Annotated in this window: 15 protein-coding genes; 4 read left to right on the plus strand and 11 right to left on the minus strand. The window is 60.9% G+C overall.

Annotated elements, in window-relative coordinates:
* Positions 1-14: 14 nt before the first annotated feature.
* The 4 genes from HY308_01925 to rluD all read right to left on the minus strand — a co-directional run bounded on the left by HY308_01925 (position 15) and on the right by rluD (position 4,051).
* Complete coding sequence (locus tag HY308_01925; protein ID MBI3897034.1) at positions 15-1,736, minus strand: potassium/proton antiporter; 1,722 nt, start codon at positions 1,734-1,736, stop codon at positions 15-17.
* A gap of 201 nt (positions 1,737-1,937) precedes the next feature.
* The gene (pgeF, locus tag HY308_01930; GenBank protein MBI3897035.1) at positions 1,938-2,681 is read right to left on the minus strand and encodes a peptidoglycan editing factor PgeF; all 744 of its coding nucleotides are present in this window, start codon (positions 2,679-2,681) and stop codon (positions 1,938-1,940) included.
* Positions 2,674-2,931 carry a hypothetical protein gene (locus HY308_01935; protein MBI3897036.1) on the minus strand — a complete coding sequence of 86 codons (258 nt, stop codon included), beginning with the start codon at positions 2,929-2,931 and terminating at the stop codon, positions 2,674-2,676. Before HY308_01935 ends, pgeF begins: the two co-directional genes overlap by 8 nt.
* Positions 2,932-3,088: 157 nt before the next feature.
* Positions 3,089-4,051, minus strand: a complete 963-nt coding sequence (gene rluD, locus HY308_01940; GenBank protein ID MBI3897037.1) for a 23S rRNA pseudouridine(1911/1915/1917) synthase RluD — start codon at positions 4,049-4,051, stop codon at positions 3,089-3,091.
* Between the two features lie 71 nt (positions 4,052-4,122).
* Here rluD and HY308_01945 point away from each other — a divergent pair, with 71 nt between their 5' ends.
* Positions 4,123-4,902, plus strand: coding sequence for an outer membrane protein assembly factor BamD (locus HY308_01945; protein ID MBI3897038.1), 780 nt, complete (start codon positions 4,123-4,125; stop codon positions 4,900-4,902).
* 136 nt (positions 4,903-5,038) lie between these two features.
* Here the strand turns inward: HY308_01945 and HY308_01950 are convergent, their stop codons facing one another.
* The 7 genes from HY308_01950 to HY308_01980 form a co-directional block, all read right to left on the minus strand.
* Entirely contained in the window at positions 5,039-5,377 is a 339-nt protein-coding gene (locus HY308_01950; GenBank protein ID MBI3897039.1) for a P-II family nitrogen regulator, read from the minus strand.
* Positions 5,378-5,434: 57 nt separating this feature from the next.
* The gene (locus HY308_01955; protein ID MBI3897040.1) at positions 5,435-7,057 is read right to left on the minus strand and encodes an NAD+ synthase; all 1,623 of its coding nucleotides are present in this window, start codon (positions 7,055-7,057) and stop codon (positions 5,435-5,437) included.
* A gap of 5 nt (positions 7,058-7,062) precedes the next feature.
* Positions 7,063-7,941 (minus strand): succinate--CoA ligase subunit alpha, encoded by an 879-nt coding sequence (gene sucD / locus HY308_01960; protein ID MBI3897041.1) that lies wholly within the window; start codon positions 7,939-7,941, stop codon positions 7,063-7,065.
* Between the two features lie 46 nt (positions 7,942-7,987).
* Positions 7,988-9,148 (minus strand): ADP-forming succinate--CoA ligase subunit beta, encoded by a 1,161-nt coding sequence (sucC, locus tag HY308_01965; protein ID MBI3897042.1) that lies wholly within the window; start codon positions 9,146-9,148, stop codon positions 7,988-7,990.
* An 89-nt stretch (positions 9,149-9,237) separates the two neighbouring features.
* Positions 9,238-11,184, minus strand: a complete 1,947-nt coding sequence (locus HY308_01970) for an ABC transporter permease (GenBank protein ID MBI3897043.1) — start codon at positions 11,182-11,184, stop codon at positions 9,238-9,240.
* A gap of 160 nt (positions 11,185-11,344) precedes the next feature.
* A complete protein-coding gene (locus tag HY308_01975; protein MBI3897044.1) occupies positions 11,345-12,301 on the minus strand; it encodes an efflux RND transporter periplasmic adaptor subunit in 957 nt (318 codons plus the stop codon).
* Positions 12,298-13,545, minus strand: coding sequence for a TolC family protein (locus HY308_01980; protein ID MBI3897045.1), 1,248 nt, complete (start codon positions 13,543-13,545; stop codon positions 12,298-12,300). Before HY308_01980 ends, HY308_01975 begins: the two co-directional genes overlap by 4 nt.
* 110 nt (positions 13,546-13,655) lie before the next feature.
* Between HY308_01980 and HY308_01985 the strand changes: the two genes are divergently transcribed.
* From HY308_01985 to HY308_01995, 3 genes are read left to right on the plus strand one after another with little or no spacing between them, the layout of a single operon-like run.
* Positions 13,656-14,342 carry a TetR/AcrR family transcriptional regulator gene (locus HY308_01985; GenBank protein MBI3897046.1) on the plus strand — a complete coding sequence of 229 codons (687 nt, stop codon included), beginning with the start codon at positions 13,656-13,658 and terminating at the stop codon, positions 14,340-14,342.
* Positions 14,343-14,350: 8 nt separating this feature from the next.
* Positions 14,351-15,046, plus strand: coding sequence for an efflux RND transporter periplasmic adaptor subunit (locus HY308_01990; GenBank protein MBI3897047.1), 696 nt, complete (start codon positions 14,351-14,353; stop codon positions 15,044-15,046).
* The gene (locus HY308_01995; protein ID MBI3897048.1) at positions 15,043-18,147 is read left to right on the plus strand and encodes an efflux RND transporter permease subunit; all 3,105 of its coding nucleotides are present in this window, start codon (positions 15,043-15,045) and stop codon (positions 18,145-18,147) included. The genes HY308_01990 and HY308_01995 overlap by 4 nt, the downstream gene beginning before the upstream one ends.
* Positions 18,148-18,206 lie beyond the last annotated feature (59 nt).

Below are 18,206 nucleotides of genomic sequence, written 5' to 3' on the forward strand. Positions count from 1 at the left end.
CAGTTTCAATTTGGCTATGTCGGCACCAACCGTAGACCGACAATGCTGATAAGCCCACCCTGCATCTCGCGCACCACCAATTCGACGTTGTCCAGGCGACAACGATCGCCGACTACCGGACGGCCGTTGAACACGTCGCGCAAATAATCGCCCAAGGTCCGGGTCGCGATTTCCGAATCGATGGTAAAGCCGTACATCGCCGCGACATCGCCCAGGCGCGCGTCGCCGTTCAGTACGAAGTCGCCGAAGAAGTGATGCTCCTCCAGATGCTGCGGTTGCGCCGCGGTGGCGAAGATCTTATCGAGCGCATCGACCGTGGTTCCCGGTGCCATGACGTAGACATAATCACCGGCGGCCAACTCCTTAACTCCCGTTGGCGCGCAACTGCGACCGTCGCGAATCACCGTCAGCAAGCGCGCGCCGTCGGGCAAATACAATCGCTCTGGCGATTGACCCGCTGCGTCGGCGTCGGCCGTTATCCGATAACCGACAAATTCCTGATCGTATTGACCGGGCACTTCTAAGTTAACGCGCTGCACGGCGCCGCGGCTGCCCGGCACTTGCAGATTGAGCCAGCGCGCTACCGGCGCCACCGTCCAACCTTGTACCAGCAGCGACACGAGCACGACGAAGAATGCGATATTGAAATAGAGCCGAGCGTTGTCGAGCCCGACCAACAACGGGAACAACGCCAAAATAATCGGCACCGCGCCGCGCAACCCGACCCAGGCGATATAGATCTGCTCGCGCTTGGGAAAGCGGAACGGTAACAACGACAACCAGACCGCTGCCGGCCGCGCCAACAACATCAGCACCAACGCCACACCGAGCGCCGCCCGAGCGTGATCGAGCAACGCCGACGGCGTAACCAACAATCCGAGCACGAGGAACATAGCGATCTGCGCCAACCAGGCGAGCCCGTCATGCACGCGCAAAATATTTTGCGCCGCATGCAGCCGGCGATTACCCAGTACCAAACCGGCGAGATAGATCGCGAGAAAGCCGCTACTGTGCAACGCCGACGCCAGGCCGTAGGTCACAAGACCGCCAGCCACCGCCAGCAACGGATACAAACCGGTTACCAAATTAAGGCGATTGATCAGCCAGCTGAGGCCGTAACCGGCGGCAACACCGATGGCGGCACCGACCGTCATCTCTTGGATGAAATCGAACAGCATGCCGACGTCGACCGTCGTGTGACCGGCGGCCAACAGCTCGATCAAGGCAATAGTAAGGAATACCGCCATCGGGTCGTTGACGCCCGACTCGATCTCGAGGGTCGCGCCGACGCGCTGCTTCAGCTCCATACCATGCACATGCAGCAGCGAGAACACCGCCGCCGCGTCGGTTGAGCCGACGATAGCGCCGATCAACAAACCCTGCAGCAATGACAGGTTGAGCGCCCATGCGGCAAAAAATCCGGTGATGACGGCGGTGACGATCACGCCGACCGTCGCCAGCGACAGCGCCGGCCACAAGCCGACGCGAAATGTCTCGGCCCGCGTGCGTAGGCCACCGTCGAACAGAATGATGGCCAACGCAATCGTGCCGACCAGGTGCGCCGCACGCACGTCGTCGAAGCGTATACCGCCCGGCCCCTCCTCGCCCGCCAACATGCCGAGCACTAAAAACACCAGCAGCAACGGCGCGCCGACGCGTGACACGGCGGCGCTCATGACGATGCTCGCGAGCAGGAATACCGCGCCGAGTAAAATCAGCTGGGTGGTTAGATCCATCGTTTATCCGCGCCTGCGAGCGGTAACGATCGGACCATTGCTATACGACGACAGGATGGCAACGCAAAGCCGGGGGACGCGACGAGGATATTGAGCACAACGCCAAGGGCGGTGAAGGCGACAATCCAGACGATCAAATGGTCCATGCAGCGATTATTCGGATGGCGCGGTACCAGCAGCGATCATACCGTAGACATCGAATTATTCGAGCCAAATGAGCGACGCCATACGCCCAGTCGCACCGTCGCGGCGAAACGAAAAGAACAGATCGGTTTGCGTCACCGTGCAATATTGACCGCCCTGCACCGAATTGACGCCGGCGGCACGCAGCCGGCGGCCGGCGAGCATGTAAAGATCCGCCAGCCAACGGCCGGGGACGCCCGGCACAAACGCACGCGCCGCGGCGGCATCATGCTGGATGAATGCCGTACGCACGTCATCGCCGACCTCGAACGCGTTCGGACCGATGGCGGGACCGAGCCAGGCGAACAACTCAGCGGGCGGCGATTGCATCTTTTTGATGCCGGCCTCAACCACGCCAGCGGCTAAACCGCGCCAACCGGCATGCAACACCGCGACCTCGGTCGCCGCGCGGTTGCACAGGAAGATCGGCAAACAATCGGCGGTGAGAACTGCGCAGACGATGCCCTTACGCCGGGTATAAGCACCGTCCGCCGTCGTACCGACATGTGCCACGGCGGCATCGATCACCGCGACGCCGTGCACTTGTTTCAGCCATACCGGCGGCGCGGGCAGCTGCAACACTTTGCGCAGTAGCGCGCGATTTTTGCGTAAGGCATTGGGACGATCGCCGACGTGGCTGCCGAGATTAAACGACTGATACGGTCCGATGCTCGCGCCGCCGATGCGAGTCGTCGTCAGCGCGTGCACACCCTTCGGCGCCGGCCATTCGTTATTGAGGAATTGAAGTTGGCGATCAGTCATCGAAGCGTACGCTATAGATCGGCGGCAAGTAGCTCGAAACGAGCTGCCAGGAATCGCCTTGATTATCGGACACCCACAGATTGCCGGTGGTCGAGCCGAACGCCAACGAGTTGCCGGTAGCGTCTATCGTCAACCCATGGCGATAGACCAGATCATAACTGTGCTGTTGCGGTAGTCCGGTGCGCAATACCTCGAAGCTTTTGCCGCCGTCGCGCGTGCGCGTAACCACCAGTTGGTTATTCACCGGCACGCGGCATTCGTCATTTGATCGCCGGCACGAACCAAGCGGTATCGGCGGCGACGACGAACGTCGGGCAGCTGATGTGTCGTTGCAGATTGGCGGTAAAAACGACGCGCGGCATAACGACACGCTGACGGCGCCGCCCGAACCTGTCAAGAGCGTCGGGCTAGCCGGCATGCTCCGCCGCATCCTGCGACAACGCTTCCATCAGTACGCTCATGTCCGACGGTACCGAGGCGATCCAGCACAACGGCTCGTCCGACTCCGGATGCGTCAACGACAGCTTGGCCGCGTGCAGCGCTTGGCGCTTGAAACCACGCAACAACTCGGTCAATGCCGCGCTAGCGCCAGTCGGCAGGCGCAACCGCCCGCCGTAAACCGGATCGCCGACCACCGGGTAACCGACGTGCGCCATGTGCACGCGAATTTGATGGGTGCGGCCGGATTGAAGATTGACCTGCACCAGGGTATGCGCGCGATATTTTTTGAGCACCCGATAATGACTAATCGCTTCTTTGCCGCGATCGGTTACCGCCATGCGCGTGCGGTCGCGTAGGTGTCGACCGATCGGCGCATCGACCGTGCCACCGGAGATAAGTACGCCACTGACGATAGCAATGTATTCGCGACCGACGTCGCGCGCTTCCAATTGCCGGATCAGGCGTTGGCGCACGCGCTCGGTCTTCGCCACGACCAGCAAGCCGGAGGTTTCTTTGTCGAGGCGATGGACGATGCCGGCACGCGGTAAATCCGCCAACGCCGGTGCGTGATGCAACAACGCATTGAGCAACGTGCCGGCGGCATTGCCGGCACCGGGATGCACCACCAGACCGGCGGGCTTGTTGATGACCAGCAGGCTGTCGTCCTCGTACACTAGCTCGAGCGGAATCGCTTCCGCCGCCGGAGTGGCATCCTTCGGCGGCGGCAACCTGATTTCAACGCGTTCGCCGCCCGCGACTTTGTCGCGTTTGCGCGGCACGCGATCGTCGAGCGCCACGCGGCCCTCCTCGATCCATTGCTGGAGTTGCGAACGCGTGATATCGGGAAATAGCGCGGCCAGCGCCTGGTCCAGCCGGCGGCCGGCGTAATCGCCCGGGATATGAGCGACCCGCAGCTTTGCTTTCGTCATGTCAGACAGTATGATCGTGCCAAAATCGTAGCGCCCCAGTGTAGCCGCTTCGCTCCCGTTTGAGAGGCCCCATGTACCGTATCGCTCGAATTCTTATCATCGCCGCGCTCAGCCTGCTGACGGCGTGTATCTCGTTAGACGATCCGACCAAGGATTGGACCCCGGAACGTTTTTACCAAGAAGCGCGCGAGCGCGCTGCCGCCGGCGATTGGACCGCCGCTATCAAAAACTATGAACAGCTCGAAGCGCGTTACCCGTACGGCCGCTACACCGAGCAAGGTCAACTCGAGGTCGCCTACGCCCATCACAAAGACGGTGAACCGGCACTTGCTATCGCCGCCGCCGATCGCTTTATTCGACTGCATCCAACGCACCCGAACGTCGATTACGCCTATTACCTTAAAGGCCTGATCAACTTCCGCGGCGAACGTAATATCATTCTGGCGCTGCTTGGCGACGACGACGACCTGCAGGATCGCGATATTCGCAGCGTACGCGAGTCGTACAACGCCTTCCGCGAGCTGCTCGATCGTTTCCCCAACAGCCGTTATGCCAAAGACGCCGCGCAGCGCATGACCTACTTGGTGCAGGCGCAAGCGAACTACGAAATCCATGTCGCTCGGTTCTACTTCGATCGCGGCGCCTATGTCGCCGCCGTCAACCGCTGCAAGTACACCCTCGAAAACTTTCCGCGGACACCGGCGATCGAGCACGCGCTCGGTATCCAGACCAAGGCCTACCGACAAATGGGGCTGACGTCGCTGGCCGACGATACGCAGCGGATTCTAGAAAAGAATTTTCCGCAGAGTCGTTATTTGAAAGAGATCGCGGAGCTTAACGCGAAGGGATGACGTATATCCCCTCTCCCTCCGGGAGGGGTTGGGGTGAGGGAGGCGAGGTTTGATCACTTGCCGATACAAGCATCCCTCACCCCGTCCCTCTCCCGGAGGGAGAGGGGGAGTTGGTGCGTGCTGATGCACGATTTCTTTAGATCGCTTCCTCGCCGCGCTCGCCGGTGCGGATACGTACCACCTGCTCCACCGGCGTAACGAAAATCTTACCGTCACCGATCTTGCCGGTGCGCGCACCCGCGACGATCGCTTCGATGCAACGATCCACCTGACTGTCGCTCACGACCACTTCGATCTTCACCTTCGGCAAAAAATCGACCACGTACTCGGCACCGCGATAAAGCTCGGTATGGCCCTTCTGCCGGCCGAAGCCTTTTACTTCGGTGACGGTAAGGCCGGTAACACCGGCTTCGGACAGCGCCTCGCGCACGTCGTCGAGCTTGAACGGTTTGATGACTGCTTCGATCTTCTTCATGTCGGTCTACCTGTAAATCGTCGTGAGTGAGTGATACCAACAGCCTAGCCAGCGCCATCAGCGCGTGCCACCCGACGTAATCGGGTAACGCCGATCGCGCCCGAACGCACGCGGCGTGATGCGCACCCCCGGCGGCGCTTGCCGGCGCTTGTACTCGTTACGGTCGATCATCGCCGTCACGCGCTTCACGGTCGCCGCGTCGAAACCGGCAGCGATGATATCCTCGGGCGATTGATCGCGCTCGACATAACGCTCGATGATCGGATCGAGCACTGCATACGGCGGCAAGGAATCGGTGTCTTTCTGGTCTGGGCGCAGCTCAGCGGTCGGCGGTCGCTCGAATACGCGCCGCGGAATTACCGCCACCCGCCGATTACGCAGCTCGGCAACGCGATAGACCAAGGTCTTCGGCACGTCCTTAATCGCGGCGAAACCGCCGGCCATGTCGCCGTAGAGCGTGGCATAGCCGACCGCCATCTCGCTCTTGTTGCCGGTGGTGAGCACCATTTTGCCGGTCTTGTTCGAAATCGCCATCAGCAGCACACCGCGTACACGCGCTTGAATATTCTCTTCGGTCGCATCCACCGGCTTGCCCTTGAACGGCTCGCGCAACGCGTCGACGAACGCCTGGTACATCGGTTCGATCGGAATGACGCGATGGGTCACACCGAGCGCCTCGGCCTGCGCGCGCGCGTCGTCGACACTCATGTCGGCGGTGTAGCGCGACGGCATCATCACCGCTTCGACGCGCTGCGGGCCGATGGCGTCGGCGGCGATACAAAGCGTCAACGCCGAGTCGATGCCGCCGGAAAGACCGAGGACGACACCGGCGAAGCGATTCTTCTCGACATAGTCGCGCACGCCGAGCACAAGTGCGCTGTAAACGCTCTCCTCTTCCGTCAATGCCGGCGCGATCTCGCCACGTACTGGGCGCACATCGACGGCGGTTTCGAAATCGACGGTAGACAAACCTTCGGTAAACGCCGGCAAGCGCCGTGTCACACGGCCGGCGGCATCGACGACGAATGAATCGCCGTCGAACACCAATTCGTCCTGGCCACCGACCAGATTGAGATACACCAACGGCACACGCTGTGTACGCGCATGTCGCGCTGCCAGATCGAGGCGTTGCTGGCCTTTGTTGATGTGATACGGCGAGGCATTGATGTTGACGATGAGTCGGGCGCCGGCATCGACCGATTTCTCGATCGGGCCGTTGTCCCACATGTCCTCGCAGATCGTAATACCGACCGGAACGCCGGCGATCGGCACGACGCAAGGCGCGCTGCCGGCAACGAAATAACGCTTCTCGTCGAACACACCATAGTTCGGCAACGAGTGTTTGAAATAGGTCGCGCGGATGGCGCCGTCGCGCAACACCGAGGCGGCGTTGTAGAGCTTGCCGTCGTGGCGTTGCGGATGACCGACGAGAATATCGATACCGCCGACGGCGCGATTGATCTCCGCCAAGCCCTGCTCGACGCGCTCCAACAATGCCGGTCGCAGCAACAAATCTTCCGGCGGATAGCTGGTCAACGTAAGCTCGGGAAATACGATCGCTTGCGCGTTCAATTCATCGCGCGCGCGTTGTGCCGCTTCGATGACTCGCTGGACGTTACCAGCGACATCACCGACCAATAAATTGAGCTGAGCGAGCGCGAGGCGCAGATTGCCGGCCATCGAGATTATTTCTCGAGCACTGCGGTCATACGTTGGCCGATCTCCGCCGGCGAACGCACGGTGTGCACACCGGCCGCTTCGAGCGCGCGGAATTTTTCGTCGGCCGTGCCCTTGCCGCCGGCGATGACGGCGCCGGCATGGCCCATGCGCTTGCCCTTCGGTGCGGTGACACCGGCGATATAACCGACCACCGGCTTGGTAACGTGTTGTTTGATATAAGCGGCGGCGTCTTCTTCCGCCTGGCCGCCGATCTCGCCGACCATGATGATGCCCTTGGTCTGCGGGTCGGCCTGAAATAATTTCAGGCAGTCGACGAAATTCAACCCTTGAATCGGATCGCCGCCGATACCGATACAGGTCGTCTGTCCGAGATTGGCGAGCGTGGTTTGATAAACCGCTTCGTACGTCAAGGTGCCGGAGCGCGAGACGATGCCGATGACGCCCGGCTTATGAATGAAGCCCGGCATGATGCCCATTTTACACTCGCCCGGCGTGATGATGCCGGGACAGTTGGGGCCGATCAGTACCGTCGTCGGATATTTCACGCGCAACGCATACTTCACGCGCAGCATGTCGCGCACCGGAATGCCTTCGGTAATACAGGCAATGACTTTGATACCGGCGGCGGCGGCCTCGAGGATCGAGTCGGCGGCATACGCGGCCGGCACGTAGATCATCGTCGCCTCGGCACCGGCGTGCTCGACCGCTTCGCGCACGGTGTTGAACACCGGCAAGTCGAGATGCTGGGTACCGCCTTTGCCCGGCGTCACGCCGCCGATCATCTTCGTGCCGTAAGCGATCGCCTGCTCGGAATGAAATGTGCCCTGCTTGCCGGTGAAACCCTGGCAGATCACCCGGGTGCTTTTGTTAACCAAAACGCTCATCGGGATATCCTGTGGCAAACCGCATCGATGCAGCTCGCGTAAAAGTTTATTTGACCGCCGCTACCACTTGCTTCGCCGCTTCGGTAAGACTGTCGGCGGCGGTGACTTTGAGCCCGCTGGTCTTCAGCATGTCGCGGCCCTTCTCGACATTGGTGCCTTCGAGCCGCACCACCACCGGCACGCCGACGTTCACTTCCTTGACCGCCTTGATGATGCCCTCGGCAATGAGGTCGCAGCGAACGATGCCACCGAAGATGTTGACCAGAATCGCTTTCACATTAGGGTCGGACAAAATGATCTTAAACGCCTCGGCCACGCGCTCGGCAGTGGCGCCGCCGCCGACGTCGAGAAAGTTAGCCGGCTGGCCGCCGTACAGCTTGATGACGTCCATGGTCGCCATGGCGAGGCCGGCACCGTTGACCATGCAGCCGATGTTACCTTCGAGCGTGACATAGTTGAGCTCGTGTTGCTGCGCGCGCACTTCCTTCGGATCGTCCTGTGATGCGTCGCGCAGCTCTTCCAGCTTCTTCTGACGGTACAGCGCGTTGTCGTCGATCTGAATCTTGGCGTCGAGCGCCATCACGTCACCGGCCTTAGTGACGATCAGCGGATTGATTTCGAGCAGTGCCAGATCGCATTGCGTGTAGGCGTCATAGAGCGCCAGCATGATCTTTGTCAGTTGCGCGACTTGCTTGTCAGTCAAACCGAGCGCGAAGCCGATCTCGCGGCACTGATACGCTTGTAGACCGAGCGCCGGGTCGACCGCGGCTTTCAGAATTTTTTCCGGATGCTTTACCGCGACTTCTTCGATATCCATACCGCCTTCAGTCGAGGCGATGAAGGTCACGCATTCGGTCGCACGATCGGTCAAGCACGCCAGATAAAGCTCGCGGGCGATGTCGCTCGGCGCCTCAATCAGCAATCGATCGACCGGTTGACCGCTGGCATTGGTCTGCGATGTTACCAAGCGCGTGCCGAGCAGGCTCTTGGCGAACTGCTCGACCTCGTCGCGGCTCTTCAACACTTTGACGCCGCCGGCCTTACCGCGGCCGCCGGCATGCACTTGCGCTTTAACGACCCAGACATTCCCACCGAGCGTCTGCGTGGCCGCTACCGCGTCGCGCACGGAAAGCACGGGAATACTTTTGGGAACCGGGATCCCATATTGGGAAAGCAGTGATTTCGCCTGATATTCGTGAAGGTTCATCTGTCGGCAGATTCGAGTCCGTGAGGCTGCGAATTATCACTCAGACGCTGACGTTTAGAAACGAGGATTTCCGCAATAACAACTGGGCGCTATTCGTAGCGCAGCGCCTCGATCGGGTTGAGCGCGGCGGCGCGACGCGCCGGATAAATGCCGAAGACGATACCGATCGCGGCCGAGAAAACCGAGGCCAACAACACCGCTGCCGGTGAGATCGAGGCGCTCCAGCCGGCCAACGACGACGTAACGAGGGTCGCCACCCAACCGAAGAATATCCCCGCCAAACCACCGACCGCGCTAACCACCACCGCCTCGATCAAGAACTGCGTGAGTATGTCGCGTGGGCGCGCGCCGACCGCCTTGCGCAAGCCGATCTCGCGGGTGCGTTCGGTGACCGACACCAGCATGATATTCATGATACCGATGCCACCGACCAACAACGAGATCGCCGCGACCGACGATAGCAACCAGGTCATGGTCCGGCTCGATTCGGTCATCGCCGCTTGCACATCGGCAAGATTGCGGATTTGATAGGCGTCGTCACGCTGCGTCGGCGGCACACGATGGCGGGTCAGCATCAGCTCGTTCACCGCGGTCTGTACGTCCTCCATCACCGACGCGTTATCGGCTTCGATGTCGATGTTGTCCAAGTACTCCTTACCCAGCAGTCGGTACATCACCGTCTGTACCGGCACGACGACAACGTCGTCCTGATCGCGCCAACCGTTCGCACCTTTCTCCGGCAACACACCGATGATCTGAAAATTAATCTTGTTGACCTTGATCGTCTCGCCGACCGGATTGGCCCCGCCGAACAGTTCACGCACGAGCGTCATGCCGATAACGGCAACACGCGCGCGGCTGTGGTCTTCTTCATCGGTGAAGAATCGTCCGATCACCGGCTCGGCGGCACGCATGCGCGCGAACGAGGTACCGGCACCCTGCACTTGCGTGTTCCAGTTCTTATTGCCGGCGCTGACACGAGCACGACCGGAAACGCTGGGCGCGGCATCGCGTACGCCAGCGACGCGTTCCTTGATGGCGGCGACATCGTCGTTTGTCAGGCGCGTGGTCGCACCCGCCTCCTGGGCGACGCCACCGACACGGACCGCGCCGGCGCGCAACGTCAGCAAATTCGAACCGAGACTCGACATCTGCCGCTCGATTTCTTCCTGCGCACCGCGGCCGATCGCCAGCACCGCCACCACTGCCGCCACACCGATCAAAATGCCGAGTACCGACAACGCCGTGCGTACTTTATTGGCAGCGAGCGCCCGCAGGCCTTGGCGCACATGCTCGATCGCTTCGAGCCAGGGCCACGCGGCCGACGGCGCTGCAGTCGTCGCTGGCGCTATGACCGGCGGTAACTGGCGCAAACGCTCATCCGACTGGACGACGCCGTCGCGCATGTGAATGCGCCGCGCCGCCTGCCGCGCCACCTCTTCCTCGTGCGTGACGATAATGACGGTAATGCCCTGACGATTGAGCTCTTTGAGAATCTCCAGAATCTCTTGCTGACTCGCACTGTCGAGATTACCGGTCGGCTCGTCGGCCAAGAGAATGCGCGGCTGATTGACCAGCGACCGCGCTATCGCCACCCGCTGCTGTTGCCCGCCCGACAACTCGTTCGGTCGATGGTCGACGCGATCGGCCAGGCCGACACGGGCGAGCAACGCACGCGCCGCCGTCAAATCGTAACGACCTTGCGAGTACAGCAGCGGTAACGAAACATTCTCGGCGGCGCTGGTGCGCGCCAATAAATGAAATTGCTGAAAGACGAAGCCGATCGCCCGGCGCCGCTGAATCGCAAGCTCGTCTTCGTCGAGCTTGGCGACCTCGCGCCCTTGTAGCTGATAGGAACCGCTGTCGGGCACATCGAGCAAGCCGATGATGTGCATGAGCGTCGACTTGCCCGAACCGGACGGACCAGTGATGGCGACGAACTCGCCCGACGCGATCGTCAACGACACGCCGCGCAACGCCTGCACGGTGGTATCGCCCATGCGATAGGTTTTGTGGATGTCGCGAAGTTCGATCATATAAGTCGCATCAGCGAACTTAATCTCCCTCTCCCTCCGGGAGAGGGATGGGGTGAGGGATGCGCCGCGCCAGCACGCACCAATTCCCTCACCCTCACCCCCACCCCTCTCCCGGAGGGAGAGGGGAAAACAAACACACGCCCACTCATCCTCCTCGCGATCAACGTCTTCTCCCCGGCATCAACGGACTCCCACCCGTTCCACCCGTCGACGCCGTCAGCTGCGGTATTAACACCGTCTCGCCTTCCGCCAATCCCGCTAATACTTCACTATGCCGACCATCACTCAAGCCGAGCTGCACCTCGCGCTCCACCGGCGGCGCCCGCGTATCTGCCGCCGGCACCAGCACGAACATCTTGCTGCCACGACCGCGCACGGCTTCCGCCGGCGCCAAAACGATGTCGTGCTTTGCAGCGACCACGAAGCTCACGTTCGCCGTCATCCCACTGCGCATGAACGGCGGTGTTTTCTCCGGCAGCACGTCGACTTCGTATGTAGTCACGTTGTTGACGGCGGTCGAATCGAAGGCGACTTGCTCGACCACCGCCGATAAGACATCGCTGGCATAGGCATCGAGCGTAACGCGCGCCGACTGCCGTAGCTGTACACGGGCGATGTCGGTTTCGTCGACCTGCGCCTTCACCACCAAGCGATCGGAGATCACGAAAATCGCGTCCAAGTTTTGAAACGTTTGGCCCGGCTCGGCATTGCGTAAGATCAACGTTCCATCGATCGGCGCAATCACCGGCGTCGGTCGATACAACTCCTCCCAACGCTTCAACTCGTCGGCACCTTTGGCACGCGCCGCGTCCAGCAACGCCGCCCGCTCCGATGAGCTCATCCACGCCATTACCTGCCCGTGCGTCACATGCTGCCCCTCGCGCACCAGCACCTGCTCGACGCGGCCAGCGATCGGCGGCTTGATTTCGAGTCGGTTGCGCGGCTTGACGACACCGGTCGCCTGCGTCGTCACCTCGATATCGCCGCGGGCGATCGTCGCTGGCCGATACATCGACTCCGTGTGGCTCGCCGAGCGCCAGCCGATGAAACTGGCGCCAGCGACAATCAGCAACACCACGCCGATAACTATTTTTTTGTACTTGAAGCCAGCGTTCACGGAATCACCCCTGTACCTTGCGCTAATTCCCACCTCGCCTCGGCGGTGACGCGATCGCGGCGCGTGGCGAGAAATGCTTTTTGCCGTTGAATCAAATCGCTTTCGATCTGATCCCAATCTTCGAACGCGACCAAACCATTCTGATAACGCGCCCGAGCGATGCCGGCACGAGTCTCGGCAGCGTTGAGAAACGCTTGATCGACACGGACGCGTGCCGCCGCTTCGACATAAGCGGCGTAGCTTTGTTGCAAACTCACGTGCGTCTGCTGCTCGACACTCGTGCGGTTCGCCTTCGCGACATCGCGGTTGGAAGCAGCGCTCTGCACGCCGTAATAATCTTTGCCACCGCTGAAAATCGGAATCGACAAACTCAACGTCAACGTGCGCCGATTGTCATCGGGTAACCAGTCGGCACCATCGCGGGCGGCGGTGCCGGTGAGATCGACGCTCGGATAAAACGGCGCGCGCGCTAATCGCAACCCGGCATCAGCCGCCTGTTGCTGCGCATCGGCTTGGCGATAGCTCGGCGTGGCGGTCGCTAATGTTACAAAATCGGGCGCGGTTCCCGGTTCCTGTAACGGCACATCGCCGACGGCATTCGCCAATGTCGTCGACGGCTCGCCGAGCACGCGCGCCAATTGCGCTTGCGCTGACACCAACCCCTGGCGTGCCTGCAGGTTCTCGAAGCGCGCCTGTTCCAACGACGCGCTCGTGAGTAGATACGAGCCCTTGTTCTCGCGACCGCTTTCGAATCGCAGCTGAACCAACCGTACATTCTCTTCCAGCCGGCGAACGATGGCTGCGGTCAACGTGACGTTCTCTTCGGCATAACGCAGACCGGCGAATGCCAATTTCAAATCGTGACTGAGCTGCGCCTTGGCTTGCGCCAACTGCGCCGTTGCCGAATCGAAATCGGCCGTCGCCTGCTGCACCTTCGCTTGATCCTGAAAGCCGGCGAATAGGTTCTGCCGTGCCGACAAACCGACCGAGTATTCGGGATCGGTCGAATTAACCGCGCTACCCGAGCTCTCGCTGCGGCTGGCGCTCGCACTGAGCTGCGGCAAGTAACCGCTGCGGGCAGTCCGCGTTTGGTAGCCAGCCGCCGTCAAACGGGCCTGCGCCGCTTGCAAATCGGCGTTACCGGCGGCGGCAATGCGCACGCTTTCCTCGAAACTTAGCGGCGCAGAATCAGCCAAAGCCGGAAGCGACAGGCCCAATAGCAACAGCAGTAATTTTTTTATCATGTATTTGCGCCAATCTGGAACGCCGAGAAAAAGCCTTGCTTGCGCCACCCTACCAACCCGAGTAGTGTGACCCGACTGACCGATCGGTCAGTCTTTTGAGTTAATGGAAAATGGCCAGCCCGAGCATCAAACCGCATCTGCTAGCACCCACACTCAATCGACCGAACACGGAAGCGACCGCCCGCATTCTTACCGCCGCCGGCGACTTGTTTGCCGAACACGGTTTTGCCGCCGTATCGATGCATGCGATTGCCGAGCGCGCCGACGTTAGCAAAGCTAATATCTTTCATCACTTCAGCTCCAAGCGCGAATTGTATCTGGCGGTGCTGCGCCACGCCTGCCGCGATGCTACCGAGCACCTGCAACAACTCGAAACTCCGGACGGCACATTCCAGGAACGCTTCAGCGCCTACGCCGTTGACATGCTGGCGGGGATGCTGCAACGCGAACGGCTACATCGGCTGGCGCAACGTGCGCTGCTGGCCGAGGATAACGGCCAACTGGCGCGTGAGCTGGCCGAGCGCGTCTTCGGCGAGCGCTTCGGCCGGCTGGTGGCAATATTGCGCGCCGGTCAACGGCGCGGCGAGTTGCGCGTTGATTTTGATCCAGCGATGGCAGCGGTGGCGTTGATTGGTGGCAACTTGTTCTTTTTGCAGTCGCGCAACGTATTCCAACATTTTCCGGATGTCGGCTTCGCCGCCGATCCGACACGGTACAGCGAGTTGCTGGCGGATATTCTGTTACGCGGAATGTTGGCACCGGCAGCGCAAAGCAATAACAACAGCAACGACGTTTAAGGACATTTATGCAACGCTCGACCAGGTTCACGCTACTCATCTTGTTGCTGGCGATCGTGAGCGCCTGCGGCAAACAAGCGCCGACCAAGCCGCCCGAGCGGAGCACGCAGATCACCGCCGCCGTCGTGAAGACGATGGATCTGCCGCTGATCGAATCCGCCACCGGCGCCGAGACCGCCCTCGGGCTCGCCTCCAACTACGATCCGACGCGCGTGTCGGGCAATACTTTTTATATCCGCCTGTCGTTCCCCGAGCATGTCGCCGCCCAGTTGCGCGTCGGTCAACCGGTGCAGCTAACGAGCTTCGGCGACGACTCCAAACACACCGGCACAATTCGCGAAATCCGACCGGCGCTCAACGCCACCACGCTCAGCCGCGAGATCATCATCTCGGTACGCAATGCCGGCCGCTGGCGCCCGAACGGCAGCATCCGCGGCGAAGTCACGCTCGGCGTTCGGCGTAAGGCTGCCGTCGTTCCCGAGCAGGCGGTGGTACTACGGCCGAGCGGCAATGTCGTTTATGTGGTCGAGAACGGCGTCGTCCACGAGCAGCGAGTGAAGACCGGACTTGCGCGCGACGGCATCATTGAAATCGTTGACGGGTTGCAACCGGGTGTCACGGTCGCGGTCGACGGCGCTGCCATGCTGTCGGACAGCGCCAAGATCAAGGTGCGCGAGCCGGCCGCCGGAGCGACCGCCTCATGAACCTACCTGAACTTTCTATCCGCCGGCACGTATTCACGCTGATGGTGAGCCTCGTGCTCATCTTGTTCGGCATCATCGCCTTTCAACGGCTGGGTCTCGATCGTTTTCCGAAGATCGATTTCCCGATGGTATCGGTAACGACCACGCTGCGCGGCGCCGATCCGGAAATCATCGACAGCAATATCACCGATCGGATCGAGGAAGTGGTCGGCCAAGTGCCCGGCGTCAAATCGATAGTTTCCAACTCCGCGCTTGGCGTATCGAACATCAACATCGAGTTCGAGCTCGAGAAAAACGTCGACGTGGCTTATCAGGAAGTAAAAGCCAAGGTCGACAGCGTGCTCAAGCAACTGCCGGACGACGCCGATCCGCCGGTGGTGCGTAAAACCGAGATCGGCGGCAACGCCATTCTGTGGGTAGCGCTCACCGGCAATCGCACGATCCAAGATCTCAATCGCTACGCCGACGAAGTACTGAAGCCACAGCTGCAAACCATCAACGGCGTCGGCGACGTGTTGATCGGCGGCGAAGTGAAGCGCACGGTGCGCCTATGGCTCGACCCGGAGCGACTACGCGCTTATGACCTAGCACCGGGCGATATCGCCACTGCCGTTAAACAAGAGCATCTGAAGCAACCGGCCGGCTTCATCAACAGCCCGCAGCGCGAGTGGGTCATCAAGTTCGACGCCGAATTTCCTCAGGTTGGCGACCTCAAGCTATTGATCGTCGCCTACCGCCAAGGTGCGCCGATTTATCTCAAGGACGTCGCCCGCGTCGAAGATGGTCTCGAAGATGCGCGCAAGCTGGCGCGCTATCGCGGTGAACCGGCGGTGGGTTTGGGCATCGTTAAAACCAGTGACGCCAATACGGTCGCGGTGGTCGACAAGGTCAAACAACGGATCGAGCAGAAAATCATCCCGACCCTGCCGCCGGGCATGGAGCTGCGCTACTCCACCGACGACTCGATCGGCATCCGCCAATCGATTGAAGCGCTCGATGAACACTTGCTCATCGGCACCTGCTTCGCGGCGCTGATGGTGTTCCTGTTCCTGAAGAGTTTGCGCTCGACGCTAATTATCGCCACCGCCATCCCGGTGTCGCTGTTCGCGACCTTCGCGGTGATGTACTTCACCGGTTACACGCTCAATAAGATCACGCTGCTCGGTTTGCTACTGCTCATCGGTGTAGTCGTCGATGACGCTATCGTCGTCCTGGAAAATATTTTCCGGCACCGCGAAGACGGCCACGAGGACAAAGAAAAAGCGGCGATCGACGGCTCGCGCCAGGTTATCTTCGCCGTCATCGCCTCGACGCTGACGCTGGTGGCGATCTTCCTGCCGGTCGCCTTCATCAGCGGCATCGTCGGCCGTTTCCTCGGATCGTTTGCGCTGGTCGTCACCATCGGCGTGCTGGCGTCGATGTGGGTATCGCTGACGTTGACGCCGATGTTGTGCGCACGTTTCCTCACACTGCCGACGACGCACGGTCGCGTGTATCGCTTCCTCGAAGGCGGCTTTATTCGGCTGGAAAAAGCTTACCGCGCCCTCCTCCGTCTCTGCCTCGCGCATCGTTGGAAAGTGGTGCTGATCGCCGTGATCATCGTCGGCTCGAGCGTGCTGCCGTTTAAATACGTCGGCAAGACTTTCGTCCCCGAGGAGGACGAGTCGCGCTTTATGGTCAACGTGCAGGCACCGCTCGGCGCCAATCTCGAGTACACCGACCGCAAACTGAAAGAAGTCGAGGCAATCCTCGGCAAGCGACCCGAAGTCGCCGCCTTCTTCTCGACCATCGGTCTCGGCAGCAGCAGCCAAGTCACGAGCGCGCGCATCACCGTGCGCCTGCTGGAACGACGCGAGCGCAAGCTGGCACAGACCGACATTATGAAAGAGCTGCGGCGCGAGCTTACTAACGTCGCCGGCGTGCGCGCGTTTCCGACTGTCATTCCGTCGATAGGCGGGCAACGCGGCGAGCCGCTGCAGTTCGCCATCCAAGGTCCGGACATCCACAAAATCGACGAACTGGCGACGCAAATGGTTGCGCGCCTCGGCCAGATCCCGGGCATCGCCAAGCTCGACAAAGACATCAAGCTCGATCTGCCCGAGCTGCGTCTCACGCTCGACCGCGAACGTGCCGCTCAGCTCGGCATCACCGCCGCCGACGTCGCCCAGGCGCTCAGCATCATGACCAGCGGTGCCAACGTCGCCGACTTCCGCGACGGCAATAAGCGTTACGACATCCGTTTACAAATCGAAACAAGCGCGCGCACCAATACCGACGTGTTAAAAAAAATCTACGTGCGCAACCGCCAAGGCGGATTGGTACGGCTCGACAGCTTAGTGAAAACGGAAGAAGGTGTCGGTCCGGCGGTCGTCACCCGCCGTAACCGCGAATACGCCGGCTTCATTTACGGCGCGCTCGAAGAGCTGCCGCTCGGCGATGCGACGGCGGCGGTTAACCGTATTGCCGCCGACATCCTGCCACCCGGTTATTCACTCGCCTATATCGGCCAAAGCGAGGAGTTCGCCAAGACCGGGCAATACATGATGTTTGCCTTCGGTCTGGCGCTGATCATGATTTACATGGTGCTGGCGAGTCAGTTCAACTCGCTGCTGCAACCACTGGTCGTCATGGTCGCACAACCCTTGGCTGTCATCGGCGGTGTCACCGCGCTGTGGTTGTTTGGCGATACGCTGAATTTGTTCTCGATGATCGGCATGATCCTATTGATGGGATTAGTGGCGAAGAATTCGATCCTACTGATCGACCTGACGAATCAATACCGTGAGCAGGGCCGCAGCGTCGACGACTCGCTCAACGAGGCGTGCCCGCATCGTATGCGGCCGGTGCTCATCACATCGCTGACCGTTATTGCCGCCATGCTGCCGGCGGCCATCGGTCTTGGGCCGGGCGTGGAAACCAATCGGCCGCTGGCGTTGGTGGTCATGGGCGGTATGGTGTCGTCGACGCTATTGACGTTAGTGGTAGTGCCGGCGATTTATTCTTTGATCGAAAACGCGCGTGCCCGGCGCCGCCATGCCACCGCGACCACAACGCCCACTTCAGCCACCTGGGTGCAATCCGTACGAGCCCGCCGCAAATGAGCAATCGATGAAACGCGTCAGCGAACCAACTCTCCCTCCCTCCTCGCGGGGGCGGGCAA

It is taken from the genome of Gammaproteobacteria bacterium (genome assembly GCA_016199745.1).
GTDB lineage: Bacteria > Pseudomonadota > Gammaproteobacteria > Acidiferrobacterales > Sulfurifustaceae > JACQFZ01.

Bases quoted from the DNA above. Each gene is read 5' to 3' on its own strand.
- HY308_01925 (MBI3897034.1), bottom strand. From the start codon at position 1,736: ATGGATCTAACCACCCAGCTGATTTTACTCGGCGCGGTATTCCTGCTC.
- pgeF (MBI3897035.1), bottom strand. From the start codon at position 2,681: ATGACTGATCGCCAACTTCAATTCCTCAATAACGAATGGCCGGCGCCG.
- rluD (MBI3897037.1), bottom strand. From the start codon at position 4,051: ATGACGAAAGCAAAGCTGCGGGTCGCTCATATCCCGGGCGATTACGCC.
- HY308_01945 (MBI3897038.1), top strand. From the start codon at position 4,123: ATGTACCGTATCGCTCGAATTCTTATCATCGCCGCGCTCAGCCTGCTG.
- HY308_01950 (MBI3897039.1), bottom strand. From the start codon at position 5,377: ATGAAGAAGATCGAAGCAGTCATCAAACCGTTCAAGCTCGACGACGTG.
- HY308_01955 (MBI3897040.1), bottom strand. From the start codon at position 7,057: ATGGCCGGCAATCTGCGCCTCGCGCTCGCTCAGCTCAATTTATTGGTC.
- sucD (MBI3897041.1), bottom strand. From the start codon at position 7,941: ATGAGCGTTTTGGTTAACAAAAGCACCCGGGTGATCTGCCAGGGTTTC.
- sucC (MBI3897042.1), bottom strand. From the start codon at position 9,148: ATGAACCTTCACGAATATCAGGCGAAATCACTGCTTTCCCAATATGGG.
- HY308_01970 (MBI3897043.1), bottom strand. From the start codon at position 11,184: ATGATCGAACTTCGCGACATCCACAAAACCTATCGCATGGGCGATACC.
- HY308_01980 (MBI3897045.1), bottom strand. From the start codon at position 13,545: ATGATAAAAAAATTACTGCTGTTGCTATTGGGCCTGTCGCTTCCGGCT.
- HY308_01985 (MBI3897046.1), top strand. From the start codon at position 13,656: ATGGCCAGCCCGAGCATCAAACCGCATCTGCTAGCACCCACACTCAAT.
- HY308_01990 (MBI3897047.1), top strand. From the start codon at position 14,351: ATGCAACGCTCGACCAGGTTCACGCTACTCATCTTGTTGCTGGCGATC.
- HY308_01995 (MBI3897048.1), top strand. From the start codon at position 15,043: ATGAACCTACCTGAACTTTCTATCCGCCGGCACGTATTCACGCTGATG.